The sequence below is a fragment of the Mycobacterium sp. E3305 genome (assembly GCF_001666785.1).
Classification (GTDB): Bacteria; Actinomycetota; Actinomycetes; order Mycobacteriales; family Mycobacteriaceae; genus Mycobacterium.
This window is the reverse complement of record NZ_LZJA01000125.1, coordinates 14,325-39,706: the sequence shown is the minus strand read 5'-3', so window position 1 is coordinate 39,706 and position 25,382 is coordinate 14,325. Positions and strand designations below refer to the sequence as shown.

General features: G+C 68.0%; 21 protein-coding genes and 1 pseudogene. 15 read left to right on the top strand and 7 right to left on the bottom strand.

Translation table 11 applies throughout. The annotated features are described in order from the left end of the window. Positions 1-162: 162 nt before the first annotated feature. From secD to A5701_RS11365, 5 genes and pseudogenes are all read left to right on the top strand, one after another. Positions 163-1,598: pseudogene (gene secD, locus A5701_RS11385) on the top strand (protein translocase subunit SecD); the annotation flags it as partial. Between the two features lie 3 nt (positions 1,599-1,601). Continuing rightward, the gene (gene secF / locus A5701_RS11380; protein ID WP_067752714.1) at positions 1,602-2,876 is read left to right on the top strand and encodes a protein translocase subunit SecF; all 1,275 of its coding nucleotides are present in this window, start codon (positions 1,602-1,604) and stop codon (positions 2,874-2,876) included. Positions 2,877-2,881: 5 nt separating this feature from the next. Further along, positions 2,882-4,531: an ABC transporter substrate-binding protein gene (locus tag A5701_RS11375; RefSeq protein WP_067752711.1), complete on the top strand. Its 1,650-nt coding sequence runs from the start codon at positions 2,882-2,884 to the stop codon at positions 4,529-4,531. Beyond that, complete coding sequence (locus tag A5701_RS11370; RefSeq protein WP_067752706.1) at positions 4,513-5,070, top strand: adenine phosphoribosyltransferase; 558 nt, start codon at positions 4,513-4,515, stop codon at positions 5,068-5,070. The genes A5701_RS11375 and A5701_RS11370 overlap by 19 nt, the downstream gene beginning before the upstream one ends. A 41-nt stretch (positions 5,071-5,111) precedes the next feature. After that, positions 5,112-7,505, top strand: a complete 2,394-nt coding sequence (locus tag A5701_RS11365; protein ID WP_067752703.1) for a bifunctional (p)ppGpp synthetase/guanosine-3',5'-bis(diphosphate) 3'-pyrophosphohydrolase — start codon at positions 5,112-5,114, stop codon at positions 7,503-7,505. Positions 7,506-7,532: 27 nt separating this feature from the next. Here A5701_RS11365 and A5701_RS11360 read toward each other — a convergent pair whose 3' ends face one another. Next, positions 7,533-9,317 (bottom strand): protein kinase, encoded by a 1,785-nt coding sequence (locus tag A5701_RS11360; protein WP_067752700.1) that lies wholly within the window; start codon positions 9,315-9,317, stop codon positions 7,533-7,535. 70 nt (positions 9,318-9,387) lie between these two features. After that, positions 9,388-10,287 (bottom strand): peptidylprolyl isomerase, encoded by a 900-nt coding sequence (locus tag A5701_RS11355; protein WP_067752697.1) that lies wholly within the window; start codon positions 10,285-10,287, stop codon positions 9,388-9,390. A gap of 117 nt (positions 10,288-10,404) precedes the next feature. On the opposite strand from A5701_RS11355, the gene A5701_RS11350 reads away from it, so the two are divergent. Together A5701_RS11350 and hisS are read left to right on the top strand one after the other, a co-directional pair. Beyond that, on the top strand, positions 10,405-11,076 hold the full coding sequence (locus A5701_RS11350; RefSeq protein ID WP_067752693.1) for an MBL fold metallo-hydrolase: 672 nt from the start codon (positions 10,405-10,407) through the stop codon (positions 11,074-11,076). Then, a complete protein-coding gene (gene hisS, locus A5701_RS11345) occupies positions 11,073-12,344 on the top strand; it encodes a histidine--tRNA ligase (protein ID WP_067752690.1) in 1,272 nt (423 codons plus the stop codon). The genes A5701_RS11350 and hisS overlap by 4 nt, the downstream gene beginning before the upstream one ends. A gap of 2 nt (positions 12,345-12,346) precedes the next feature. Here the strand turns inward: hisS and A5701_RS11340 are convergent, their stop codons facing one another. Beyond that, positions 12,347-12,571: a deoxyribodipyrimidine photolyase gene (locus tag A5701_RS11340; RefSeq protein WP_067752684.1), complete on the bottom strand. Its 225-nt coding sequence runs from the start codon at positions 12,569-12,571 to the stop codon at positions 12,347-12,349. A gap of 92 nt (positions 12,572-12,663) precedes the next feature. Next, the gene (locus A5701_RS11335; protein WP_067752746.1) at positions 12,664-13,149 is read right to left on the bottom strand and encodes an SRPBCC family protein; all 486 of its coding nucleotides are present in this window, start codon (positions 13,147-13,149) and stop codon (positions 12,664-12,666) included. A gap of 98 nt (positions 13,150-13,247) precedes the next feature. Here A5701_RS11335 and A5701_RS11330 point away from each other — a divergent pair, with 98 nt between their 5' ends. Next, complete coding sequence (locus tag A5701_RS11330; protein WP_231968707.1) at positions 13,248-13,607, top strand: hypothetical protein; 360 nt, start codon at positions 13,248-13,250, stop codon at positions 13,605-13,607. A gap of 21 nt (positions 13,608-13,628) precedes the next feature. Here A5701_RS11330 and A5701_RS11325 read toward each other — a convergent pair whose 3' ends face one another. Together A5701_RS11325 and A5701_RS11320 are read right to left on the bottom strand one after the other, a co-directional pair. Further along, a complete protein-coding gene (locus A5701_RS11325) occupies positions 13,629-14,774 on the bottom strand; it encodes an NADH:flavin oxidoreductase (RefSeq protein ID WP_197504966.1) in 1,146 nt (381 codons plus the stop codon). A gap of 50 nt (positions 14,775-14,824) precedes the next feature. Beyond that, positions 14,825-15,256 (bottom strand): hypothetical protein, encoded by a 432-nt coding sequence (locus tag A5701_RS11320; protein ID WP_067752682.1) that lies wholly within the window; start codon positions 15,254-15,256, stop codon positions 14,825-14,827. Positions 15,257-15,411: 155 nt separating this feature from the next. On the opposite strand from A5701_RS11320, the gene A5701_RS11315 reads away from it, so the two are divergent. Further along, positions 15,412-16,041: a TetR/AcrR family transcriptional regulator gene (locus tag A5701_RS11315; protein ID WP_067752740.1), complete on the top strand. Its 630-nt coding sequence runs from the start codon at positions 15,412-15,414 to the stop codon at positions 16,039-16,041. Positions 16,042-16,370: 329 nt separating this feature from the next. Here A5701_RS11315 and A5701_RS11310 read toward each other — a convergent pair whose 3' ends face one another. Next, entirely contained in the window at positions 16,371-17,657 is a 1,287-nt protein-coding gene (locus A5701_RS11310; protein ID WP_156670050.1) for a CdaR family transcriptional regulator, read from the bottom strand. A 10-nt stretch (positions 17,658-17,667) separates the two neighbouring features. Here A5701_RS11310 and A5701_RS11305 point away from each other — a divergent pair, with 10 nt between their 5' ends. From A5701_RS11305 to A5701_RS11280, 6 genes are all read left to right on the top strand, one after another. Then, entirely contained in the window at positions 17,668-18,495 is an 828-nt protein-coding gene (locus A5701_RS11305) for an alpha/beta hydrolase (protein ID WP_082969724.1), read from the top strand. A gap of 37 nt (positions 18,496-18,532) precedes the next feature. Then, a complete protein-coding gene (gene mdlC, locus A5701_RS11300) occupies positions 18,533-20,146 on the top strand; it encodes a benzoylformate decarboxylase (protein ID WP_067752678.1) in 1,614 nt (537 codons plus the stop codon). Positions 20,147-20,156: 10 nt separating this feature from the next. Then, positions 20,157-21,986, top strand: a complete 1,830-nt coding sequence (locus A5701_RS11295) for an FAD-binding oxidoreductase (protein ID WP_369807409.1) — start codon at positions 20,157-20,159, stop codon at positions 21,984-21,986. Positions 21,987-22,227: 241 nt separating this feature from the next. Beyond that, entirely contained in the window at positions 22,228-22,902 is a 675-nt protein-coding gene (locus A5701_RS11290; RefSeq protein ID WP_197499060.1) for an alpha/beta hydrolase fold domain-containing protein, read from the top strand. Then, positions 22,899-24,200: a cytochrome P450 gene (locus tag A5701_RS11285; protein WP_067752673.1), complete on the top strand. Its 1,302-nt coding sequence runs from the start codon at positions 22,899-22,901 to the stop codon at positions 24,198-24,200. Before A5701_RS11290 ends, A5701_RS11285 begins: the two co-directional genes overlap by 4 nt. 150 nt (positions 24,201-24,350) lie before the next feature. Beyond that, on the top strand, positions 24,351-25,382 hold the full coding sequence (locus tag A5701_RS11280; protein ID WP_067752670.1) for an Rv2578c family radical SAM protein: 1,032 nt from the start codon (positions 24,351-24,353) through the stop codon (positions 25,380-25,382).

Sequence of the window (25,382 nt, the reverse complement as noted above, 5' to 3'; positions counted from 1 at the left end):
GGGTGGCCTGCTGACGGCCCTGTCGTTGATCGCTTCCGGCGCAATGGTTTTCGCGATACGGCCGTGGCTGGGCCGGCGGCCGTCCACCCTGCGGTGCGGGTTGCGCCGGTGCGGGCTGGCCGGGCGGCGCCTGCCCCGGCGGCGGGGCGAGGCCCGGGGGCGGCGCCTGCCCGGGCGCAGGCTGGCCCGGCGGCGGCGCCTGCCCGGGCGGGGGCGCCTGCGGCGCGGGCTTGGGCTGGAGCTCCTGCGCCGGCATCGAGTTCAGCACCGGGCGGATGTAGAGACGAGCGGTCTGCCCCAGGTTGCGGGCCTCGTTGCCGTCGTTGCCGGGCACGGTGATCACCAGGTTGTCGCCGTCGACCACGACCTCCGAACCGGAGACGCCCAGCCCCGCCCCGCCGCCCGCGCCCGCGGGGAACGCGCCACCGGCCGACGTGCCGCCGGCCGAGCAGCCCGCGCCCCCGGACCCGCGCAAGGAGCTCGCCGATCGCATCGCCGATGAGAAGAAGTGGCGGCAGAGCACCCGCCAGGGCGTCCAGTTCCTGGCGCTGCAATTCCAGGCGACCCGTTGCGACAAAGAGGACATCCTCGCCGGCAACGACGACCCGAACCTGCCCCTGGTGACCTGCTCGACCGACCACAAGGTGGCGTACCTGCTGGCGCCGTCGATCATCAGCGGCGACCAGATTCAGGACGCCACCTCGGGGATGAACCAGCGCGGCATCGGCTACGTGGTGGACGTGCAGTTCAAGCCGGCGGCCGCCAACACCTGGGCCGACTTCACCGCCGCCCACATCGGCACCCAGACCGCCTTCACGCTGGATTCCCAGGTCGTCAGCGCGCCGATGATCCAGGAAGCCATCCCCGGCGGCCGGACGCAGATCACCGGCGGCGACCCGCCGTTCACGGCCGCGACCGCCAAGCAGCTGGCCAACGTCCTCAAGTACGGCTCGCTGCCGCTGTCCTTCGAAGCGTCGGAGGCCCAAACCGTCTCGGCGACACTGGGATTGACCTCGTTGCGGGCGGGGCTGATCGCGGGTGCCATCGGGCTGGTCCTGGTGTTGCTGTATTCGCTGCTGTACTACCGGGTGCTGGGCCTGCTGACGGCCCTGTCGTTGATCGCTTCCGGCGCAATGGTTTTCGCGATACTGGTGATCCTGGGCCGGCAGATCAACTACACCTTGGACCTCGCCGGTATCGCCGGTCTGATCATCGGTATCGGCACGACGGCGGACTCGTTCGTGGTGTTCTTCGAGCGCATCAAAGACGAGATCCGCGAGGGCCGATCGTTTCGGTCGGCGGTGCCCCGGGGTTGGGTGCGGGCCCGCAAGACGATCGTGTCGGGCAACGCCGTCACGTTCCTGGCCGCCGCGGTGCTGTACGCCCTGGCGATCGGCCAGGTGAGGGGATTCGCCTTCACGTTGGGGCTCACCACGATCCTCGACGTCGTGGTGGTGTTCCTGGTCACCTGGCCGATGATCTACCTGGCGTCCAAGTCGCCGACGTTGGCCAAACCGGCATACAACGGCCTGGGGGCCGTTCAGCAGGTCGCCCGCGAACGCCGGGCTTCGTCGCAAGTGAAGACGGGACGGGGATAGCCCATGAGTGCCTCCAAGGCATCCAAGGACGCGACCGAGATCACCGAGTCCACCGGCGACGCCGCGCAATTGACCGACGGCGGCGCCGGCGAGCCGCGGCACGGCTTCATCTCGCGGCTTTACACCGGCACCGGCGCGTTCGAGGTGATCGGCCGCCGCCGCCTCTGGTACGGGATCAGCGGGGCGATCGTCGCGGTGGCGATACTGTCGATCCTGTTGCGGGGCTTCACCTTCGGCATCGATTTCAAGGGTGGCACCACGGTGTCCTTCCCGCGCGGCACCGTCCAGACGTCGCAGGTGTCCGACGTCTTCAGGAAAACCATCGGCCGGGATCCGGAGTCGGTGGTGATCGTCGGCAACGGCGGGTCCGCGACCGTGCAGATCCGCTCCGAAACGCTGACCAACGACCAGACGGCCAAGCTGCGCAACGCCCTGTTCGATGCCTTCCAGCCCAAGGGCGCCGACGGTAAGCCCAGCAAGCAGGCCATCAGCGACGCGGCGGTGTCTGAGACCTGGGGTGACCAGATCACCAACAAGGCGCTGATCGCGCTGGTGGTGTTCCTGGCGTTGGTCAGCCTGTACATCACGGTCCGATACGAGCGGTACATGGCCGTCTCCGCGCTGACGACGATGGTTTTCGACCTGACCGTCACCGCGGGGGTGTACTCGCTGGTCGGTTTCGAAGTCACCCCGGCCACTGTCATCGGCCTGCTGACGATCCTCGGTTTCTCCCTCTACGACACCGTGATCGTGTTCGACAAGGTCGAGGAGAACACCCACGGCTTCCAGCACACCACCCGCCGCACGTTCGCCGAGCAGGCCAACCTGGCGATCAACCAGACATTCATGCGCTCGATCAACACCAGCCTGATCGGTGTGCTGCCGGTGCTGGCGCTGATGGTGGTGGCGGTGTGGCTGTTGGGCGTCGGCACGCTCAAGGACCTGGCGCTGGTCCAGCTGGTCGGCATCATCGTCGGCACCTACTCGTCGATCTTCTTCGCCACCCCGCTGCTGGTCACACTGCGCGAGCGCACGGAGCTGGTGCGCACGCACACCCGCCGCGTCACGCGCCGCCGCAAGGGCGGCGCCGAACCCGCGGAGGAGACCAAGGCCGCGGAGGAGCCGAAGGCCGCCGAGGACGACTCGGCGTCGACGGCGAGCACCGCGTCCGCGCCGTCCGACAAGCCCGCACCGAGCAAGCCGGCGCCCGGCGCGCGCCCGGCGCGCCCGACCGGGACCCGGCGTCCGAGCGGCAAGCGAAACGCCGGCCGGCGGTAGTCGCCATGGCCGCCAGGTATCGCCTCGCTGGGGGCGCTATCGGTTTGGCCGCAATGCTCGTCGCGGCCGTCACGCTGGCCGCGTGCTCGGGCAGCGCCGCCTCCCAGATCGACTACGTGGTCGACGGGCGGCTGGTCACCTACAACACCAACACCGTCGTCGGCGCGGCGTCCGCAGGCGCGCAGGCCTTCGCCCGCACGCTCGCCGGCTTCAGCTACCACGGCCCGGACGGGCAGACCGTCGCCGACCGTGACTTCGGCACGGTGTCGGTGGTGGGCGGCTCGCCGTTGGTTCTCGACTACCAGATCGCCGACAACGCGGTGTACTCCGACGGCAAGCCGGTCACCTGCGACGACCTGGTGCTGGCGTGGGCCGCCCAGTCCGGCCGGTACCCGGACTTCAACGCCGCCACCCAGGCCGGCTACCTCGACATCGCCAACGTCGAGTGCCTGCCCGGGCAGAAGAAGGCCCGGGTGTCGTTCATCCCGGACCGCGGCGTCGTCGACTACAACCAGCTGTTCACCGCCACCACGCTGATGCCGTCGCACGTCATCGCCGACCAGCTGCACATCGACGTGACTGCCGCGCTGCTGAGCAACAACACCCAGCTGGTCCAGCAGATCGCCAGGCTGTGGAACACCATCTGGGACCTCAAGCCCGGGCTGGACCTCAAGAACTTCCCGTCGTCGGGCCCGTACAAGATCGAACGCGTCCTGGACGGCGGCGCGGTGGTGCTCGTCGCCAACGACCGCTGGTGGGGTCCCAAGGCCATCACCAAGCGCATCACCGTGTGGCCGCAGGGCCCCGACATCCAGGACCGTGTCAACAACCGCAGCGTCGACGTCGTCGACGTGGCGGCGGGCTCGTCGGGAACGCTGACAACCCCGGACAACTACGTTCGCGCCGATTCGCCGTCGGCCGGCATCGAGCAACTGATCTTCGCCCCGCAGGGTCCGCTCTCGCAGCCCAAGGCCCGGCGCGCGCTCGCGATGTGCACGCCCCGCGACACCCTCGCACGCGACGCGGGGGTGCCGATCGCCAATTCGCGCCTCAACCCCGCCGCCGACGACCCCGCCACCGCCGGCGACGGCGCCGCCGAGGCCGCCCAGTTCGCCAAGGCCGACCCCGCCGCCGCCCGCGCCGCGCTCGGCGGCGCGCCGACGACGGTGCGGATCGGCTATCCGGGGCCCAACGCGCGGCTCGCGGTCAACGTCGGGGTGATCACCAAATCCTGCGCCGCGGCCGGTATCACCGTCGTCAACGTCGCCCTGGACACCTCCGGGCCGCAGGCCCTCAAGGACGGGAAGATCGACGTGCTGCTGGCCAGCACCGGCGGCGCCACCGGCAGCGGGTCGACGGGGTCGTCGGCGATGGACGCCTACGACCTGCACAGCGGCAACGGCAACAACCTGTCCGGCTACTCGAACCCGCAGATCGACAGCGCCATCGGGGCGCTGGCGGTGTCGGCCGACCCCGCCGAACGCGTCCGGCTGCTGGGTGAGGCGGCGCCGGTACTGTGGGGCGACATGCCCACGTTGCCCCTCTACCGGCAGCAACGCACGCTCCTGATGTCGAAGAAGATGTACGCGGTGAGCAAGAACCCGACGCGCTGGGGCGCGGGCTGGAACATGGATCGATGGGCGCTGGTGCAGTGACGAGCGTCGGCGGGACCTCGTCGGTGGCGGACGTCATCGCCTCGCTGCTGCGCGAGGTCTCGGACTTCCCCAAGCCGGGGGTCCAGTTCAAGGACCTCACCCCGTTGTTCGCCGACCCGCGGGGGCTGACGGCGGTCACCGACGCGCTGGCCGAGATCGCGTCCGGCGCCGACCTGGTGGCCGGGATCGACTCCCGCGGGTTCCTGGCCGCGGCGGCCGTCGCCGACCGCCTGCGCACGGGCGTGCTTGCCATCCGCAAGGGCGGAAAGCTGCCCCCGCCGGTGCACGCCGAGCACTACGACCTGGAGTACGGCAGCGCCACGCTGGAGATCCCCGCGGACGGCATCGACTTACGGGGACGCCACGTGGTGATCATCGACGACGTGCTGGCCACCGGGGGCACCCTGGCCGCGGCCGCTCGGCTGCTGGAACGCACCGGCGCCACGGTGATCGCGGCGGCGGTGGTCCTCGAATTGGCCGCGCTCGGGGGCCGTCGGGCGGTCGCGGACCTGCGCGTGCACAGCCTGAGGCGGGTCTAGCCGGCCAACCGCGCGATATCCTCGAGGTCGGAGGTGACATCGTGGCGGACGAGAAGAGCGCGGCGCAGGCGCTTGACGCGCCCACTGACGTCGCGGAGTCCCTGCTGGTCGGGGAGGCGGTCACGGCCCAGGCAGCCGAGCCGCCGGAGCAGCCGACCGAGACGCTGAAGACGTCCAGCAGCGCGTCGCGCCGGGTGCGGGCCAGGCTGGCCCGCCGGATGACCTCCCAGCGCACCACGCTCAACCCGGTGCTGGAACCGCTGGTGGCGGTGCACCGCGAGATCTATCCGAAGGCGAACCTGTCGCTGCTGCAGCGCGCGTTCGAGGTCGCCGACGAGCGGCACGCCACGCAGTTGCGCCACTCCGGCGACCCCTACATCACCCACCCGCTGGCCGTCGCGAACATCCTCGCCGAATTGGGCATGGACACCACGACTTTGGTGGCCGCGCTGCTGCACGACACCATTGAGGACACCGGCTACACGCTCGAGCAGATGTCCGAGGAGTTCGGCGACGAGGTGGCGCACCTCGTCGACGGCGTGACCAAGCTGGATCGGGTGGTGCTGGGCACCGCGGCCGAGGGCGAGACCATCCGCAAGATGATCACCGCGATGGCCCGCGACCCCCGGGTGCTGGTGATCAAGGTCGCCGACCGGCTGCACAACATGCGCACCATGCGCTTCCTGCCGCCGGAGAAGCAGGCCCGCAAGGCCCGCGAGACGCTGGAAGTCATTGCGCCCCTTGCTCACCGGCTGGGCATGGCGAGCGTCAAGTGGGAATTGGAAGACCTGTCGTTTGCGATCCTGCACCCGAAGAAGTACGACGAGATCGTCCGGCTGGTCGCCGGCCGCGCCCCGTCGCGGGACACCTACCTGGCCAAGGTCCGCGCCGAGATCACCAACACCCTGGGCGCCTCGAAGATCAAGGCTGTCGTGGAGGGGCGGCCCAAGCACTACTGGTCCATCTACCAGAAGATGATCGTCAAGGGACGGGACTTCGACGACATCCACGACCTGGTCGGCATCCGCATCCTGTGCGACGAGATCCGGGACTGCTATGCCGCTGTCGGCGTGGTGCATTCGCTGTGGCAGCCGATGGCGGGCCGGTTCAAGGACTACATCGCCCAGCCGCGATACGGCGTCTACCAGTCGCTGCACACCACCGTCGTCGGGCCCGAGGGCAAGCCGCTCGAGGTGCAGATCCGCACCCGGGACATGCACCGCACCGCCGAATACGGCATCGCCGCGCACTGGCGCTACAAGGAAGCCAAGGGCCGCAACGGCGTTCCGCACCCGCACGCCGCCGCCGAGATCGACGACATGGCCTGGATGCGCCAGCTGCTCGACTGGCAGCGGGAGGCCGCCGACCCCGGCGAGTTCCTGGAGTCGTTGCGTTACGACCTTGCGGTGCAAGAGATCTTCGTGTTCACCCCCAAGGGTGATGTGATCACCCTGCCCAACGGGTCGACGCCGGTGGACTTCGCCTACGCCGTGCACACCGAGGTCGGTCACCGCTGCATCGGGGCGCGGGTCAACGGCCGGCTGGTGGCGCTGGAGCGCAAGCTGGAAAACGGCGAGGTCGTCGAGGTCTTCACGTCGAAGGCACCCAACGCCGGCCCGTCGCGCGACTGGCAGCAGTTCGTGGTGTCGCCGCGCGCCAAGGCGAAGATCCGGCAGTGGTTCGCCAAGGAGCGGCGTGAGGAGGCGTTGGAAGCCGGCAAGGAGTCGATGGCGCGCGAGGTGCGCCGGGGCGGACTTCCCTTGCAGCGCTTGGTCAATGGCGAATCCATGGCGGCGGTCGCCCGCGAATTGCACTACACCGACGTGTCCGCGCTCTACACCGCGATCGGCGAGGGCCACGTGTCGGCCCGGCACGTGGTGCAGCGGCTGCTCGCCGAGCTCGGCGGGATCGACCAGGCCGAAGAGGATCTGGCCGAGCGGTCCACGCCGACGACCATGCTGCGCCGCCCGCGCAGCAGCGACGACGTCGGCGTCTCGGTCCCCGGCGCCCCGGGAGTGCTGTCCAAGCTGGCCAAGTGCTGCACGCCGGTGCCGGGCGACCAGATCATGGGGTTCGTCACGCGCGGTGGGGGAGTGAGCGTGCACCGCACCGACTGCACCAATGCGGCGTCGCTGCAACAGCAGTCCGAGCGGATCATCGAGGTGCACTGGGCGCCGTCGCCGTCGTCGGTGTTCCTGGTGGCCATCCAGGTCGAGGCGCTCGACCGGCACCGGTTGCTCTCCGACGTCACGCGGGTGCTGGCCGACGAGAAGGTCAACATCCTGTCGGCGTCGGTCACCACCTCCGGTGACCGCGTGGCGATCAGCCGGTTCACCTTCGAGATGGGCGACCCCAAACACCTGGGCCACCTGCTCAACGTGGTGCGCAACGTCGAAGGCGTCTTCGACGTCTACCGCGTGACATCCGCGGCGTAAGGGGCGCGCGCCCCGCCGCGGGTCCTGTCAGCCGATGCGCACGGAGTTGATGGTGACCGGGTTGGTGGGGGCGCCGCTCTGCCGATTGCCGGCGATGCCGGCCTCGGCGACCTTGTCCACGACCGCAAGACCGGCCTGGCTGATGGTGCCGAGCACGGTGCTCGTCGGCTGCATTTCGGAGTCCCGGAAAACGAGGGAGAACTGGCTGCCGTTGGTGTTCGGCCCGTCGACGGCCATGATCACGGTGCCGCGCGGATAGAGCACGGTCGCCCGGAGGCCGGGGTCCCCGGCCGGGTATTGGTTGGTCGGGTACTCGTCGGCGAATTGGTAGCCGGGGCCGCCGGAGCCGTCGGACTCGGGACCGCCGCACAGCAGCGATCCGCCGTCGGTGGAGTTGATCAGCCGGGCGCATTGGGTGTTGTCGAAGAACTGCTGCTTGGCCAGGCTGACGAAACTGTTTACCGCGCAGGGGGATTCGGAGTTGGCAAGCTGGATGCCGATGTCACCGAAGTTGGTGGAGATGGTGGCCGGGATTTCCGCGGGTTCGGTGGAGACCCTCCCGGACGGGGGTGGGCTGACGGGTTTGACGATGGTGTCCGCTGCGCTGGGGTACTGGCAGTTGGCGCCCGGATCGGCCGGCGGCGCGAACGCCGGCAACGGGGGCACCGTCGCCATGGCCTGCCCGGTCGGACCGGAGGTTGATCCCGGCCGGCCGGGCACCCGGGCGCGGGACGCGCTGGTGGACGCCGCGCTGTTGGCGGAGCCGTCGTTCTGGGTGACCAGCGCGATGACCAGCGCCACCACTGCGGCCAGCGCCAGCGTGGACGCGCCGACGATGCCCAGCAGCAGACGCCGGGAGTGGGCGGGGGCGCGATACGCCGGCTGCGGGTCCGGACTGGGGCCGGTCGGGGGGTAGTCCTGCGTGGGCGGCCCGGCGGTCGGAGGCGGCGGCGCGGCCGGCGCCTGCGGCGGATTCCATGCCGCGGTCCCGGCCGGGGCGGCCAAGGCGCCCCTGGCGGCCTCGGCAAGTTCCATCGCCGACTGATAGCGCTGTTCAACGTCTTTGGCCATCCCGCGGGCGACCACGGCGTCGAGGGCCGGGGAGACGCCGGCCACGGTTGCCGACGGCCGCGGCGGCGGCGTGTTGAGGTGCGCGTTGAGTTGCTCCTCGAGGCTCTCGCCGGCGTAGGGGCGCTTGCCGGTCAGGCACTCGTGCAGCACGCAGGCCAACGAATACACGTCGGCGCGGTGATCCGTTGCGCCCCTGAATCGCTCGGGCGCCATGTAGGCGACGGTGCCCATCGTGTGACCGGTCTGCGTGAGCGACGTGTCGGCCAGCGTGCGGGCGATGCCGAAGTCGATCAGGTAGACGAAGTCCCGCGCCTTGGTGACCAAGATGTTCTTCGGTTTGATGTCGCGATGGACCAGCCCGGCCTGGTGGGCGCTGTCGAGCGCCGCGGCCACCTGTTCGACCACCGCGACCGCGCGCTCGGGCGACAGGCGTCCACCGTTTTCGGCGATGTACTGCAACAGGTCGCGGCCCTCGATCAGCCGCATGTCGACATAGAGCCGTCCGTCGATCTCCCCGTAACTGTGGATGGGCACCACATGCGGGTCGTTCAGGCTCGCCGCGATGCGCGCCTCCCGGCGGAATCGTTGCTGAAACTCCTGATCCTCCGCCATGTTCGGCGGCAGCACCTTGAGGGCGACGACCCGGTCGGTGGCGGCGTCGTAGGCGCGGTACACCTCGCCCATGCCGCCACGCCCAAGCACGTCCAGCAATTGGTAATGCCCGAAGGATTCTGACCCCACGCCACGACCTTAAGCGGTGGACCGCCCGCGGGTCGCGCGATCTCGCCAATCGGCGTTGTGCTGCTTGGCTTTAGTCGAGCAACAGCGAGGTGATGGTGACTTCGGAGGCCGGGGCGCCATCCTCGCCGCCGCCGGCCACGCCGGCTTTGGCGATCTTGTCCAGCGTCGCCAGCCCGTCGGGCTGAATGGTGCCGAAGACGGTGTACTGGGGCGGCAGCTGGGAGTCCTTGTACACCATGAAGAACTGGCTGCCGTTGGTGCCGGGCCCGGCGTTGGCCATCGCCAGGGTGCCGCGCGGGTAGAGGACGGGCTGCTGCGCCTTCGGGTCGTTCGGCGGGTACTGGTCGGTCGGATATTCGTTGGCGAACTGGTAGCCCGGGCCGCCGGTGCCGTCGCCCTTGGGATCACCGCATTGCAGGACGCCCAGGTCCGCGGACGTGGTCAGCCGGTGGCACTTGGTGTTGTCGAAGTATTTCTGACCGATCAGGCTCGCGAAACTGTTTACCGTGCAAGGGGATTCGTTGTTGGCCAGCATGAGCCCGATCCGGCCCTGGTTGGTCACCATGCTGGCGCTCACCTGGGCCGGGTCGGTTGGCACCTTGCCGGTGCGCGGCGGCTTGACCTGCTTGGCGGCCGGTTCCGGTGACGCCGGGTACTGGCAGTTGGCGCCGAGGTCGGCCGACGGCTTGAACGCCGGCAACGGCGGGACGGGCGGCGTCGGCCCGGCGGGCGTGGTGGTCTCCGGGGAGCTGCTGGGGGCCGAGGTGGTGGAGCTGGCCGCGCTGTTGCTCTTGTGCTCGTGCTTGGTGTTGATCACGGCGAGCACCACCGCGACGACCACGGCGACGGCCACCAGCGAGCCGGCGGCGATCACCACGATCCGGCGCATCTTGGCTTGCTTCGCGCGGCGCTCCAGCTGCCGTTCGAGCTTGCGCTTGGCGTTGGCACGTCGCTGTTCGTTGGTCGGCACGGCCGTATGCCTCCATGGTCGGTAGGTCGGGGGCCCGCAAAAGGCGTCGGTGGCCAGCTCAGGCTAATGTGGGCGCCGCGACCGGTGTCAAGTGGGGCCCGTGGGAAACTGGGAACCGTGTTGATCACCGGATTTCCCGCCGGCATGTTGCAGTGCAACTGCTATGTGCTGGCTGAGCGGCCGGGAACGGACGCCGTCATCGTGGATCCGGGGCAACGGGTGATGGGCCCGTTGCGGCGCATCCTCGACGAGAACCGGCTGACCCCGGCCGCGGTCTTGCTGACCCACGGGCACATCGACCACATGTGGTCGGCGCAGAAGGTGTCCGACACCTACGGCTGCCCGACCTTCATCCACCCCGAGGACCGGTTCATGCTGAAAGACCCGATCTACGGCCTGGGCCCGCGGGTGGCCCAGCTGGTGGCGGGCGCCTTCTTCCGCGAACCCAAGCAGGTCGTCGAGCTGGACCGCGACGGCGACAAGCTCGACCTGGGCAGCGTGACCGTCAACGTCGACCACACCCCGGGGCACACCCGCGGGTCGGTGGTCTTCCGGGTGTCGTCCGACAAGGACGACAAAGACTATGTGTTCACCGGCGACACCCTGTTCGAACGCTCGGTGGGGCGCACCGACCTGCACGGCGGCAGCGGCCGCGACCTGCTGACCTCGATCGTGACCAAACTGCTGGTGCTCGATGACGACACGGTGGTGCTGCCCGGGCACGGCAACGCCACCAGTATCGGCGCCGAGCGCCGCTTCAACCCGTTCATCGAAGGCCTGAGCCCGTGACCGAGTTCTCGTCGTTTTCCGGGCCCAAGGGGGTGCCCGACTACGTGCCGCCCGAGTCGGCCCAGTTCGTGGCGGTGCGCGACGGGTTGCTGACCGCCGCTCGCCGGGCCGGCTACGGCGACATCGAGCTGCCCATCTTCGAGGACACCGCGCTGTTCGCCCGCGGCGTCGGGGAATCCACCGACGTGGTGTCCAAGGAGATGTACACGTTCGCCGACCGCGGCGACCGCTCGGTGACATTGCGGCCCGAGGGCACCGCGGGGGTGGTGCGCGCGGTGATCGAGCATGGGCTGGACCGCGGAGCGTTGCCGGTCAAACTCTGTTACGCGGGGCCGTTTTTCCGCTACGAGCGTCCGCAGGCTGGCCGCTATCGGCAGCTGCAACAGGTGGGCGTGGAGGCGATCGGCGTCGACGACCCTGCGCTGGACGCCGAGGTGATCGCGGTCGCCGACGCCGGCTTCCGGTCGCTGGGGCTCGACGGGTTCCGCCTGGAGATCACCTCGCTGGGCGACGACAGCTGCCGCCCGCAATATCGGGAACTGTTGCAGGAGTTCCTGTTCGGGCTGGACCTCGACGACGAAACCCGCAGGCGCGCCGAGATCAACCCGCTGCGGGTGCTCGACGACAAGCGCCCCGCGGTGCGGGCCATGACGGCCGGCGCGCCGGTGTTGCTCGACCACCTGTCCGACGTCGCCAAGCAGCACTTCGACACCGTGCTGGCCCACCTGGACGCGCTCGGCGTGCCGTACGTTATCAACCCGCGCATGGTGCGCGGCCTGGACTACTACACGAAGACCACCTTCGAGTTCGTGCACGACGGGCTGGGTGCGCAATCGGGCATCGGCGGCGGCGGCCGCTACGACGGCCTGATGCGCGAGCTCGGCGGCCAGGACCTGTCCGGGATCGGGTTCGGGCTCGGCGTGGACCGCACGCTGCTGGCGCTGCGCGCCGAGGGCAAGAGCGTGGGGGAGACCGCGCGCTGCGAGGTGTTCGGGGTGCCGCTGAGCGAGCAGGCCAAGCTGAAGCTGGCGGTGCTGGCCGCGCGGCTGCGTGCCGGCGGGGCCCGCGTCGACATGGCCTACGGCGACCGGGGTCTCAAGGGCGCGATGCGCGCGGCCGACCGTTCGGGCGCCCGTGTTGCGCTCGTGCTCGGCGACCGCGACATCGACGCGGGCACGGTCGGGGTGAAGGACCTCGCGACGGGCGAGCAGGTTTCAGTGCCCGCCGATTCGGTTGTCGCCGAAGTTCTTTCGCGACTCGGGCGGTAGTGCTATTTCTTGCTCGGAATGACGATGACGACGATCAGGGTGAGGATCGAGAAAAACAGCCCGAGAATTCCCCAGCCCAGCGGGTTGCGTCCCTTCATCATTGCGATTAATCCGCACACAATTGCGGCGATGACGCTGCCGATGGCGACGAAAATTCCCTTGATGCCGCGGAGGATAAAGCCCGCGGCGACCGGGTCCGAACTCGCCAGGATCACCGAATGCAACATGTCAGGTCCTTTCGTGAGGGGCCCTGTCTTGATACCCGCCCGAATGCGGGATAAAACCGCGGCCTGTTTTATGCGCTAAACCGGAAAGGCGGTTATCCGCGCGGATAACCGCGCCGGACCGTGCGATCCAGAATGCCCAGGGTGGCCCGCAATGCGCCTTCGGATAGAATCGGGAAAATCCCGGCTTCGCGCCACTTCGGGTCGATGTTCGACCAGTCGTAGAACGAGGTGACCACGGTGGCCGAGCCGTCTTCGGTCGGGTGCAGTTCGTAGCCGTAAACGTGGCCGATCGGCGGCTGAATCTGGCCGAGGACCGTCCACGCGATCAGGCGGTCCCGCTCGAATTCCTTGATGTCGACGGTGACGTCATATTTGCCGAATTGCGGAAAATCGTTCAAGGCCTCGCGGTCCATGTGGACGACGAATTGGTCGCCGACACCGTTTACCGGGGCGCCCTCCGCGTCCTGAAGCATTCCGGACGAGTCGATCGCGACGTGGCCCTGCGGGTCACACAGCACGGCGAAAATGTCCGCCGGCGGGGCCGCAATCGTGCGCTGAACCTCGATGCGTTCGGTCATCATTTCCTCGCAGCCGTCGTGGATACGACACGATCGTCGCTCACTGTACGACTCGGCTGCCGCGCGCCGACGCCGATCCGCGCGGAGCGCGCGATGGGGTGGGGTTCATCAGCCGTCCGTGCGCCCTGCGCGACTACGGCAATCAGGCGTCATTCGCCGATCGGGCACGCGCGGCGTGGCGGGAGGCGGGCCGGTCAGGGCAGCCGCGGCTGCACGCCAGCGTGAACTTCGCGTTCGGCGATGAGGACACCGTCGGGCTCGGCCGGGAGCATCTGCGGCGCTACTACGGATTCAAACCGGACTACGCAGCGCTCAACGTCGCCGACATGGTGACCACCCCGCAGGACGCGGCGGCCACCGTGCGCGCCTACCGCGACCTCGGTTTCGATGGGCTGGTGTTCCATCCCAGCGTCGCGGCGCTCGACCAGGTGGATCGCCTCGCCGACGCCGTCCTCTGAACCGCCGCGCCCGAGACCATGTCATCTCGCACCGGGCACCCGTTCGTCGTCCGCGCCGACGACTTCCCAGTCTTTGAGGTTGGCGACGGGACCGAAGAGATCGGTTGGCACGTCGGGCGATAACGGCTTGCCGCGTAGGACTCGATGAGGCCAGTCGCGGTTGGCAAGCGCCGGTTTGGCCAGGGCGACCACATCGGCGGCGCCCGAGTCGATGATGGCGGCGGCGTCGCGCGGGTCGTCCAGATGGCCGTTGGCGATTACCGGCAGCTTGCTGAATTGCTTTGCCAGCTGCGCGAGCGAGCTGTCGCTTCCGGCGAATGCTGGTGCCAGCGCGCGATATTCGGTGGTGTGGATGTAGTCGATGCCGGTCTCGCCCAGCGTGCCGAAGATAACGGCCGCGTCCTCCTCGTCGCCGGCCCACCGATGGTGGTTGTCGGAGACCTTTCCCTGGGAGATCCGGATGCCGACGGCGATGTCGTCACCGACGGCCGACGCGACGTCGTGGCAGACCTCGGCCGCCAGGCGTACCCGACCGGCGGTATCGCCGCCGTACTCGTCGGTGCGCGTATTCAGATAGTCGGTGAGAAATTCGTCGAGCAGATAGCCGTTGGCTCCGTGGATCTCCACGCCGTCGAACCCGGCGTCGCGCGCCTGCCGCGCCGCATTCACGAACGCCCCGCGGACTTGGTTGATGTGCTCGGCGGTCATCGCTTGGGGAATCTTGAACGGACCCGCACCCCGGTACATGGGCAGCTGATCGCCTTTCGGCCGAACTGCGGACGGCCCCCAGGTGATCGGCGTGTGCGGGTTGCCTTGCGACTGGCTGCCGGCGTGCATGAGCTGGGCGAAAAATTTGGCCCCGCAGTTGTGCACGCCGTGGATGACCGGTCGCCAGCCGGCCGTGTGAGCCGCGTTCGCGATGCCCGGCTGGAACAGGTACCCCTGGCTGGTCTGATCGTCGATGTAGAGCCCTTCGGTGATCAACAGCGCGAAGCCGCCCTCGGCGAAAATGCGGTAGTAGGACGCGATCCGGTCGGTGGGCACGCCGTCGGCCGTCGCGCTCACTCGCGTCATGGGCGCCAGCGCGACCCGGTTGGTGAGGGCGACGTTGCCGATGGTTGCCGCCTGGAAGAGCGTCTGATGTGGTGGGCGAATTCGGTCGGGCACAGGTCATCCATTTCCGTGTTGGTAATACGGGGTTGTGATGGGCGCTGCCGTCAGGAGCGCTGCCCATGGTCTCGACGAAGCTGAACGAGATTCACGGCGGCCAACAGCATGAAAACCAGGGGGATGATGGGAGGCTTTATTTTGAGCGGGAGGACGTTGGCGGGCACCTCCGGGTGCACGTGCACGTAGGTGGCGCCCGCCATGTTGGCGATCAGCCCGGCCGAGGCGGCGGACGCGATCGGGCCGACGAGATTCGAGGTCTCCCGTCCGACGCGGGCGGCCGAAAGCAGGCCCAGCCCGATGGATATCTCCCCGGCGATACCCATGGGGATGCAGAGTCGCGGCAGCCCGCTTTTGGTGATCTGGACGTCGAACCACGAACGAAATGGGTCGAAGAACTTCAAGAACCCAAACAAGAACATCGTCGAACCCAGGAACATCGAGTTATATTTCACGGCCTTGTTATCCGATATCGGCGTCATGATTCCTCCCTCGCAGGGTGGGCCGCGCCGCGACCGGCGTCGGGAGCGGTTCGGTGCGGGGGCATGTCGCCTTGTTCGCGGGTCGGGCAGTCCACGCGAAAATTGTGCTGAAGCCAAAATGGACTATCAAGTCCAATCCGCTTTACACTTCGCGCATGTCATCAGAGGAGCGCCCCGGCGCCGGGCGCCTGACGACTCGCGGTGCCGCGACCAGGGCCCGCATCGTCGCCGCCGCGGCATCGCTCGTCCGCGGGCAAGGCGTCGCCGGGACGAGTCTGGACGACGTGATGGCGGCGACCGGCACAAGCAAGTCGCAGCTATACCACTACTTCGCCAATAAGGACGCCCTCATCCGCGAGGTTGTGAAGACCCAACTCGGCGACATCATCGCGGCACAGCAGCCCAATCTGGGCGACGTGTCGTCCTGGGAGGGTCTGCAGCGGTGGTGCGACCACGTCGTGGCCATGACCCGCGCGACGCAAGGCGTCGGGGGTTGTCCGTTGGGCTCGCTCGTGGGTGAGCTTGCCGAGCGGTCGGATTCGGCGCGCCGGGAGCTTGCGCAAGCCTTCGCCGAGTGGCAGTCATATCTGTCCGCGGGTTTGGCGACGATGCGCGACAGCGGCGAACTCTCCGCAGCTGCCGACCCTGCCGAGCTCGCATTGGCCATCATGAGTGCGCTGCAAGGCGGACTCCTGATGGCGCAGACGATGCGCAGCGCGCGACCTGTCGAGCTCGCCGTGGACATGGCGCTGGGGCACGTCGCTGCCTTCCGTCGCGGTCCGTGAAATCACCTGACGGATCCGGCCTTGGCCGGTTCCGTTGGCGCCGAGATCGTTTCGCGGTTCGCGTGGGAGCGCGGACGGTTGCCGGATGTCAGCTGTGGCCGGCCCGGCGTGCGACGATGAGCGGTGCTGCGTCTGATGAGGTGATCCGTTCGGTGGTCGGTCGCTATGCGGCTTGGGATTAGGGGTCCTCGTGGTCCACTGTGAGGCGAACGTGACCGGAGCGATGTTGCGTTGGGCTGCTTGACGTTTTAGTTGCAGCGCAATGTGCGGTCGTCAAGGGCGAGGAGCCGCCCGAAGAGTTTTCAGACCGCAGATCGACCGCGGTTTCTCTACCAGGTGCGTGCAGCTTGCAGCGCCACTGCGACTTGGGCCAGCCAGAAATTGTCGGCCAGCGGCCGTCCGGTGAGTTCGGCGAATCGGCGCAATCGGTAGTTGATGGTGTTGCGGTGACAGTGCAGTTCGTCGGCGGTGGCCGAGACGGACTGGCCGCGCTGCAGCCAGGTGTCGACCGTGGTGAGGAGTGGTTCGCGCCGTTCGGCTGGCAACTCGAGTACTGGTCCCAGTGTGGTTGTCACCACGGATGCGGCGGCGTCTGGCGAGCTGGCGAGCAAGACCGCGATGACGTCGCGGTTGTAGCGGGTGCTCGGGCGACTGTTCGACGAGGCTGACATGGCGACTTGAGCCTGAGCGCGGGCTTTTGAGCAGTCGGCGATGTCGGTGAAGGGGCTGCTGAGGCCAATCATGACGGGGATGTCGGTGCAGATGGTGGCGGCGATGGTGTCCAGCGCGTCCGCGCGGTTTCGTCGAAGCGATACGACCCCCAATTGCGCATGGGACGTGAGACGAAACCACGAGTCCTGAACGGCGGGCTGCGCCGAGATCAGCGTCTCGATGTCCGGAGGTGAATGCTGCACCGAAGGCTCAGCGCTGGTTGCCGAGATGATCGTGAGCTGGCCCGTCCGCGGGAGACCGAGGGCGGCGACCGCGTCCCAGAACGCTGCCCCGATGCTGGATTCGTTGAACAGCACCGTATCGAGGAGGGCGGCACGAACTTGTTCGTTGCGTCGGGCGTTGCGGATGTCGATTTCGCGGAAAACCGCGTGTGCGCGAAGCGAATTGGCGTTCATCCAGGCGAAGATGGACGGTGTCGCCGCGATGAGGGCTTCCTTTTCGATTTCCCCGGTGTCCGCCAGGCGTGCGAGCTCGTCCCAGATGGTCGCCGCGCCGAGGCGGTAGGCGTGCAACAGACTTGACTGCGTCAGACCTTGGCTGGCGCGGTGATGAATGGCGGAATCGAAGCTGTGGTGGCCGGGGTCAGTGCCGCGGTCGATCCATTCGAGCATCTCGTCGAGGTACTCGGCGATGTTGCCCCTAACGGTCTCGCCGTTGTCGTCGTCGATGGGCAAATAGTCGGGTACTTCTGCGCGCAGCCGGGCGAGGACCTTGGTCACGATTGCGCCCGACTGTTGTCGCACGCGATTGGTGAGCACGGTCAGCGGTCGTTGCTGCAACATGTAGCGGATCGTAAATCGCCGCGCCCCGTTGTGCCCCCGCACAGGTTTCGTGATCGTAAATCTGGGCTGCTGTTCATTGTGAAGTTCACGCAGAACGATCACGCTTCTTGCTGTGAACGCCCCCTCCGATCAGACCATCGTTTTGATCCACGGCCTGTGGATGACACCCCTGGCATGGGAGGACTGGGTCGCGCGTTACCGCGCTCGCGGTTTCTCGGTCCTGACACCGGGCTACCCCGGCGTGGCCCCCGGCCCGGCCGGAGTCGCCGCGCTGCGCGAGAACCCCGCACCCTTGGCGGACCTCGGGGTGCGGGAGGTCTTCGACCATCTCGCCGAGATCATCGAGGAACTCGCCGAGCCGCCGATTTTGATGGGCCATTCCTTCGGCGGCACCTTCGTGCAGCTCCTGCTCGATGCCGGCTACGGGCGAGCCGGGGTGTCCATCGACGGTGCCGCCGTCAAAGGCATCAAAGCGCTGCCGTTCTCCGAAGTGCGGGCTACATTCCCGGTATTGAAGAATCCCGCCAACCTGCACCGTGCGGTGCCCATCACGCCCGAGCAGTTCCATTACGCGTTCACCAACACACTCACCGAAGCCGAGTCTGCGAGTGCCTATGAGCGGTACGCGGTTCCAGTACCGGCGCGCATCCTGTTCCAGGGCGGCCTGGCCAACTTCACACACCGCGCGGCCACCACGTACAACTTCGCCAACGACGACCGCGCGCCGCTGCTGTTCATCGCCGGCGGCCACGACCACATCCTGCCGCCCGCTGTGCAGCACGAGAACTACACGAAGAACGCCAAACACTCGGCCGCGATCACCGCCTTCAAGCTCTTCCCTGAGCGAGACCACTTCACTTGCGGCGCACCGGGATGGGAAGAAGTCGCCGACTTCGCCTTGTACTGGGCGCTGAACCCCGTGCCCGGGGAACTCGACTGACTCCTTTCACAACTGCGAACGAAAGCAACGGCCACCCATGACCACAGTGCGCGACGCCATCCTCGACCTGTTCCGCTCACACAATCTGACCACCTGGTTCGGTAACCCCGGCTCCTCGGAATTGGCTCTGCTGCAGGACTTTCCCGACGACTTCCGCTACTTCCTGGGCTTGCAGGAGATGATCCCGGTCGGGATGGCCGACGCCTACGCGCAAGTCACCCGCCGTCCCGCCGTGGTCAACCTGCACACCGCCCCCGGCATGGGTAACGCGCAAGGCCAGATCTACAACGCCTACGTCAACAAGACGCCGCTGATCATCACCGCGGGCAACCAGCGCCGCAACATGCAGAACCAGTACTGCCTGCTGACCAATCACGAACCCACCACCACACCAAAGCCGTTCGTGAAGTGGGCCGCCGAGCCGGCGACCGCCAGCGAGTCCCCGGCCGTGCTGGCCCGGGCCATCCACCTGGCCACCACCCCGCCGATGGGCCCGGTGTTCGTCTCGCTGCCGATGGACGACATGCCGATCGAACTGACCGACGGCCAGCTCGCCGACATCGCGGTGGTGCGCGAACGCACGGTGACCCACGCAACCGGTTTCCCGACCGAGCTGGCCGAGCAGGTCGGCGCACAACTCGACGCCGCCACCTCCCCGGCGATCATTGTGGGCGGCGATATCGACCGCTACGACGCGTATGACGCGGTGATCGAGCTGGCCGAGCGCACCGAATCGCCGGTATACACCGCACCATTGACCGGCTGGAGCGGCTTCCCGGAGAATCACCGGCTCTATCACGGCGCGCTGCCCCCGGGGGCGGGCTGGATCTCCGGGCTGCTCGCGGGCCACGACCTGATCCTCACGATCGGGACGCCGGTGTTCCGCTATTACCCGCTGGTGCCCGGGCCGTACCTGCCCGAGGGCGCTCGCTTGATCCAGATCACCAACGATCCCGACGAGGCCGCCCGCGCCCCCGTCGGTGACGCGATCGTCGCGGACATTCGCGCCGCCACTCGGGCCTTGGCGGCGGCGGTCAAACCCACCCAGCGCTCCGCGCCCGCGCCACGCGCCGCAGTCCCCGAACGGGTTTCGGAGCAGGTGCCGCTGAAGCCCGCGGATCTGTGGACCGCTGTTGCTCACGCCGCACCCGCGGACACGCTATGGGTCAGCGAAGCGGGCAGCAACGAGATCACCATGACCGAAAGCATCCGTCCGGGCAATCCGCGGTCACATCTGTCGGCCGCCGGCGGGGGACTCGGCTGGGGCCTGCCGGCCTCGGTCGGTGCTCAAGTCGCGGCTCCGGACCGGCCGGTCGTGTCGTGCATGGGTGACGGCTCCATCCACTATGCGATCACCGCGCTGTGGAGCGCGGCGCGCTACAACATCCCCCTCACCGTGGTGGTGGCGTCTAACGCCGAATACGGTGTGGTCAAAGAGTTCGGCGTGTGGGAAAAGACCCCGAACGTCCCCGGGCTCGACATCCCCGGCCTCGACATCGTCGCGACCGCGGCCAGCTACGGCGTCGACGCCCACGAAGCGCACAGCTCCGACGAGGTATTCGAACTGGTCAAAGCCGGCATCGCCGACCGCGACCGTCCCACCCTGATCAACGCCCGCACGACACCCGTGCCCGGGGGATTCGGCAGCTAGGAGACTTCTGGTGGACGGCACGATCATTTCGGCGTTCGCCGCGGCGCTTCAGGGCCGCGACGCGGTGGCCGCCGACGAGGCCACCCTGGCCGAACACACCAAAGATTACTGGGGTTTCGGCCGACGACCTGGTCTGGTGTTGCGCCCGCGCAGTCGCGACGACGTCGTCGCCGCCGTCAAAGTTGCTGCTGAACATCATGTTTCGTTGGTTACCCGCGCCGGCGCATCGAACTGCAGTGCCGGAGTCATGGCCGGCGCGGACCGCGTGGTGATCGATCTGACCCAGATGAACCAGATCCTCGACATCAACCCGGCAGCTCGCACGGCTCGGGTCCAGCCCGGTGTCATCAACTTCGATCTGCAACAGCAGCTAGCCCCACACAAACTGGTGTTCTCACCCGACCCGGTATCGGCACATCTGGCTAGCGTCGGCGGCAACATCATCGAAAACGCCGGTGGGCCACACGCTCTCAAGTACGGCGTCACCTACAACCACGTCCTCGGCGTCGAAGCGGTTCTGGCTGATGGCACCGTGATCAACCTCAGCGCGGCCGACGACGGCCCGGATCTGCTCGGGGTGCTGATCGGGTCGGAAGGTACTCTTGCGATCCTCACGGAGGCGACCGTCGCGTTGCGCCCCATGGCGCCGGTCACTCGCAGCCTGATGGGCAGCTTCGACACCGCCCGGGAGGCAGCTGAAACCATCTCCGCGATCATCCGGACCGGGACCGTGCCCGCGGCGGTCGAATGGCTCGACCGAGCCGGCATCAACGGCCTGCAGCAGTTCACCGACACCGGCTATCCCACCGACGCCGACGCGATCGTGCTCATCGACGTCGACGGGACCGCCGCCGAGGTCGACCGCGACGGCGCGATCGTAGAAAAGGTTTTGCGACAACACGCCACCGAGGTGCGCCGCGCCGATGATGACGACGCCCGCGCCAAGCTCTGGTACGGACGCCTGCACGCCCCGGACGCCGTCGTGCACAGCGGCAAAGGCTTCTTCATCGGCGACGTCACCGTTCCGCGCCAACACATTCCGGAGATGCAGCAGGCAATCCAGGACGCCGCCAAACGACACTCGGACGCCCTGCTGTTCATCGCCGTGACCGGACATGCCGGAGACGGGGACCTACACCCGACCACCTTTTACGACAAGGAGAACCCCGACGCGCCCGCGGCTTTGGAAGCCGCCAACAACGAGATCATCGAAGCGGCATTGAAGCTGGATGGCACGATCACCGGCGAGCACGGGGTGGGCACCGAGAAAATCCAATTCATGACGAAACGCTTCACCCCGGTCGAGATCGCCGCGCAACGCATCCTCAAGCGGGTCTTCGATCCCGCGCACACCTTCAACCCCGGCATCATGTTGCCCGAACCCTCACCAGAAGAACCCGCGCTGCCTGCGTTCGAAGCCGCCGTGCGCGCGGCGCTCGAAGGTCATCCGAACACCGCACCGCACGCCGACGGCGACGACACCACGGTCGAGGTCAACACCGGCAACTTGAACCTGGTGGTCGGCGCCGCGGTCACCCTCGGCGACCTGTCGCGCAAACTCCACGAGCAAGGTGTGACCTGCCCGGCCGTCCCAATGGAGGGCCTCGACCGCACCGTCGGCGAACTGATCGCCAACGCGACCGGCCAGGAACGCCTCGAGGTGCGCCACGGGCTGCTCGGCGTCGAGGTCGTCCTCCCCGACGGTGCCGCCGCTGCCCGCTTCGGCGGCCAGAACATGAAAGACGTCGCGGGCTACGACACCAAACGGCTGTTCATCGGCGGGGGAAACGCATTCGGGACGATCACCAGCGCTGTCTTCAAGATCGCGGTCGCACGGTAGACCGATGTCCTGGCAGATGCATGCCATCGCTACCTACGGGCGAGTCGTCCGTCGACCTCGCACCTATGCCACTGCGCGAAGCGCGCGCGCCTATCTCAATCGGCCCAAGAACAGCGGCGGGCCACCGCCTGGGATCGCGACGTCAGCTCGTTACCGTCTGACCCGTGCCACCGTGGGCGGGTTCGATTGCTACACAGTGCAATCGGCGAGCGGTACGCCAATTCCTGCCCGCGGCCCGTCGGTGGTCTACGTCCACGGGGGCGCCTACGTCAACCAGATCGCGCCCGCGCACTGGAAACTCGTCTGCGCGATCGCCGACGCGACCCGGCGCCCTGTGCACGTCCCCCTCTACGGACTCGCGCCGCAGCACCATGCCGAGGAAGCGATCGACTTCCTCGGGCACGTGATCGGCCGAGCCGCGCATGACGGGCCCACCTATCTGGCCGGTGACTCCTCCGGCGGGGGCCTGGCGCTCGCCGCTACCCAGGCGACCATCAGCGCCGGAGCCACCCCGCCGCTCGGGCTCACCCTGATCAGTCCGTGGCTCGACATCGCACTGACCAATCCCGCCATCCCAACCCTCGCCAAGCGCGACCCCTGGCTCGCGGTTCCCGGCCTGCGCGAGTGCGGCCGCGTATGGGCCGGACATCTCCCGGCGGACGACTACCGGGTCAGCCCCATCTTCGGTGCGCTGCACAATCTTCCACCCATCGACCTCTACGTCGGCGACCGCGACATCTTCGTCGCCGACTGCCGCCGGCTGCGGGACACCATCGGCACCGGCCGCATTGCCTACCACGAGCAGCCCGGGGCGATTCACGTCTACCCGCTGCTGCCCGTTCCGGAAGCCAAGCCCGCACGCCGCGCACTGCTCGGCCACATCGACGCCGCCCTCGTCAAAAGTGAGCAATTTTGACGAGTCGCACAGTCGGCCTCCCGCACACCACCACACTCGAAAGCCTGCGCTTCACCACGCTGGTGGCGCTGCCCAACGTGGCCGAGGGCCTCTTCAGCCGCCGACCCGCGGTAACCGCTGCGCTCAACCGAGCCGGTGTCGCCCGCAGCGCACACCGGCTGCTCACCGCGCTGCACCGGCGCTACGGTGACGGACCGATCTGGGTGAAGGTGGGAGGCAAGCCCACGCTGCTCGTCTTCGGCCCCGATCAGATCCGTTTCGTACTCTCCCACGCGCCGGAGCCTTTCGCGTCCGACCCCGAGCCCAAACTCTCCGGAATGAACAAATTCCAGCCGCACGCCCTGACCATCTCACGAGGCGACCATTGGTCCGACCGCCGCCGATTCACCGAGGCTGTCCTGGCGCAAGCCGCCGGTAGCGGCGCGGTTGCCCACCGGTGCGACACCGTCGCGGACCAGGAAGCCCGAGCCATGCCCGACAACCTTGACTGGCCACGGTTTCACAGCGTGATACAGCGAATCGCGCGCCGAATCATTCTCGGCGACAACGCAGCTGACGACCAAAAAATATCGGCGCAACTCGTGACGCTGATGGCCAAAGCCAACCCACCCGGCAGGGGAGACCCCGAGCTTTTCGACACCTTCCTGACCGCGCTGAGCCGCTACGCTCAAGCCGCGGACGCACACAGCCTGGTCGGACAATTCGCCGCGGCGCCCGCCTCCGACGTCACGTACCCGACCCATCAAGTCATCCACTGGATGTTCGCGATGGGTGACACCCTGGCCATCAATCTCTGGCGTTGTCTGGCGCTGCTGGCCACACACACCGAGATTCTCCTCAACGCGCAGAACGCAATCGACGAACACAGTGCCCACGACTACCTCGTGGGCTGCCTGTCCGAAGCGATGCGCCTCTGGCCCAGCACCCCCGTCTTGGCGCGAACCCTCACCGGGCCCACCGAGTGGGACGGCGAGATCGTGCCCGCGGGAACACAAGTCATGATCGTCAACACCTTCAACCACCGCGACACCAGCCGTTTCCCCGGGGCCGATCAGTTCAATCCCACAGCGTGGACCCAAGGGGCCGCCCAACCGTCGTGGTCGTTCAACTTCTTCAGTCACGGCCCGCAAGCATGCCCGGGCGCCGACCTTGCGCTGCGAATCGGCGTCGCCGTATTGACGGCCGTCCTCGGCGAGCGCAGCCCGGCGGCGACCGGTGCCAATCTGGACCCGCACCGACCGCTGCCACGCACGCTCGACCACTCGCGTGTCGGCATTCGATTGAGACGCCGGCCCTGAAACACAGGCACCGCGCAGACTCGTCGGCCACGCTCAACGTCTTCGGGGTGCGGCCATCGCCGAGCCCCCGCCGGCGATCGAGGTGCCCGGTCACACCCGACTCGACCCCGAAGCTTGACTCGATGTCGAACGGATGTTCGAATAGAGGTCATGCGCTGGGCGGGCCAGGCGGTCGCCGTCAACGGGGACCCCGTCGAGGACGGGGCGCTGCCGGGGCTGCAGCGGATCGGCCTCGTCCGCAGCGTGCGGGCCCCGCACTTCGAGGGCATCACGTTTCACGAGGTGCTGTGCAAGTCGGCACTCAACAAGGTGCCGGACGCCTCCGCGCTGCCGTTCCGGTACACCGTCAACGGCTACCGCGGTTGCTCGCACGCATGCCGCTACTGCTTCGCGCGGCCCACACACGAATACCTGGACTTGAACTGCGGCAACGACTTCGACAGCCAGGTCATCGTCAAGACCAACGTCGCCGAGGTCCTTCGCCGCGAGCTGCGCCGGCCGTCGTGGCGGCGCGAGACCGTCGCGCTGGGCACCAACACCGATCCCTACCAGCGGGCGGAGGGGCGCTACGCGCTGATGCCCGGCATCATCGCCGCCCTCGCCGAATCCGGCACACCGCTGTCGATCCTCACCAAGGGCACGCTGCTGCGGCGCGACCTGCCGTTGATCGCCGATGCGGCGCAACACGTTCCGCTGTCGGTCGCGGTGTCGCTGGCGGTCGGTGACCCGGACCTGCATCGCGACGTCGAGCCGGGCACGCCGAGTCCGCAGGCGCGCCTGGGCCTGATCGCGGCGATCCGCGAGGCCGGCTTGGACTGCCACGTGATGGTGGCGCCGGTGCTGCCGCAGCTGACCGACTCGACGGAGCACCTCGATCGGCTGCTCGGCCAGATCGCGGCGGCCGGCGCCACCGGTGTCACGGTCTTCGGCCTGCACCTGCGCGGCTCGACGCGTGGCTGGTTCATGGCCTGGCTGGCGCGCTCGCATCCCGACTTGGTGGCCCGCTACCGCGAGCTTTACCGGCGCGGTGCGTACCTGCCCCCGGATTACCGCGAGATGCTGCGGGGCCGGGCCGCGCCGCTGATCGCGAAATACCGGCTCGGCGGCGAGCTGCGGTCGTTCCGGCGCCCCGTCGCGGCTACCCCGGCGGAGCCGGAACACGTTCAGGCGACGCTGTTTTGA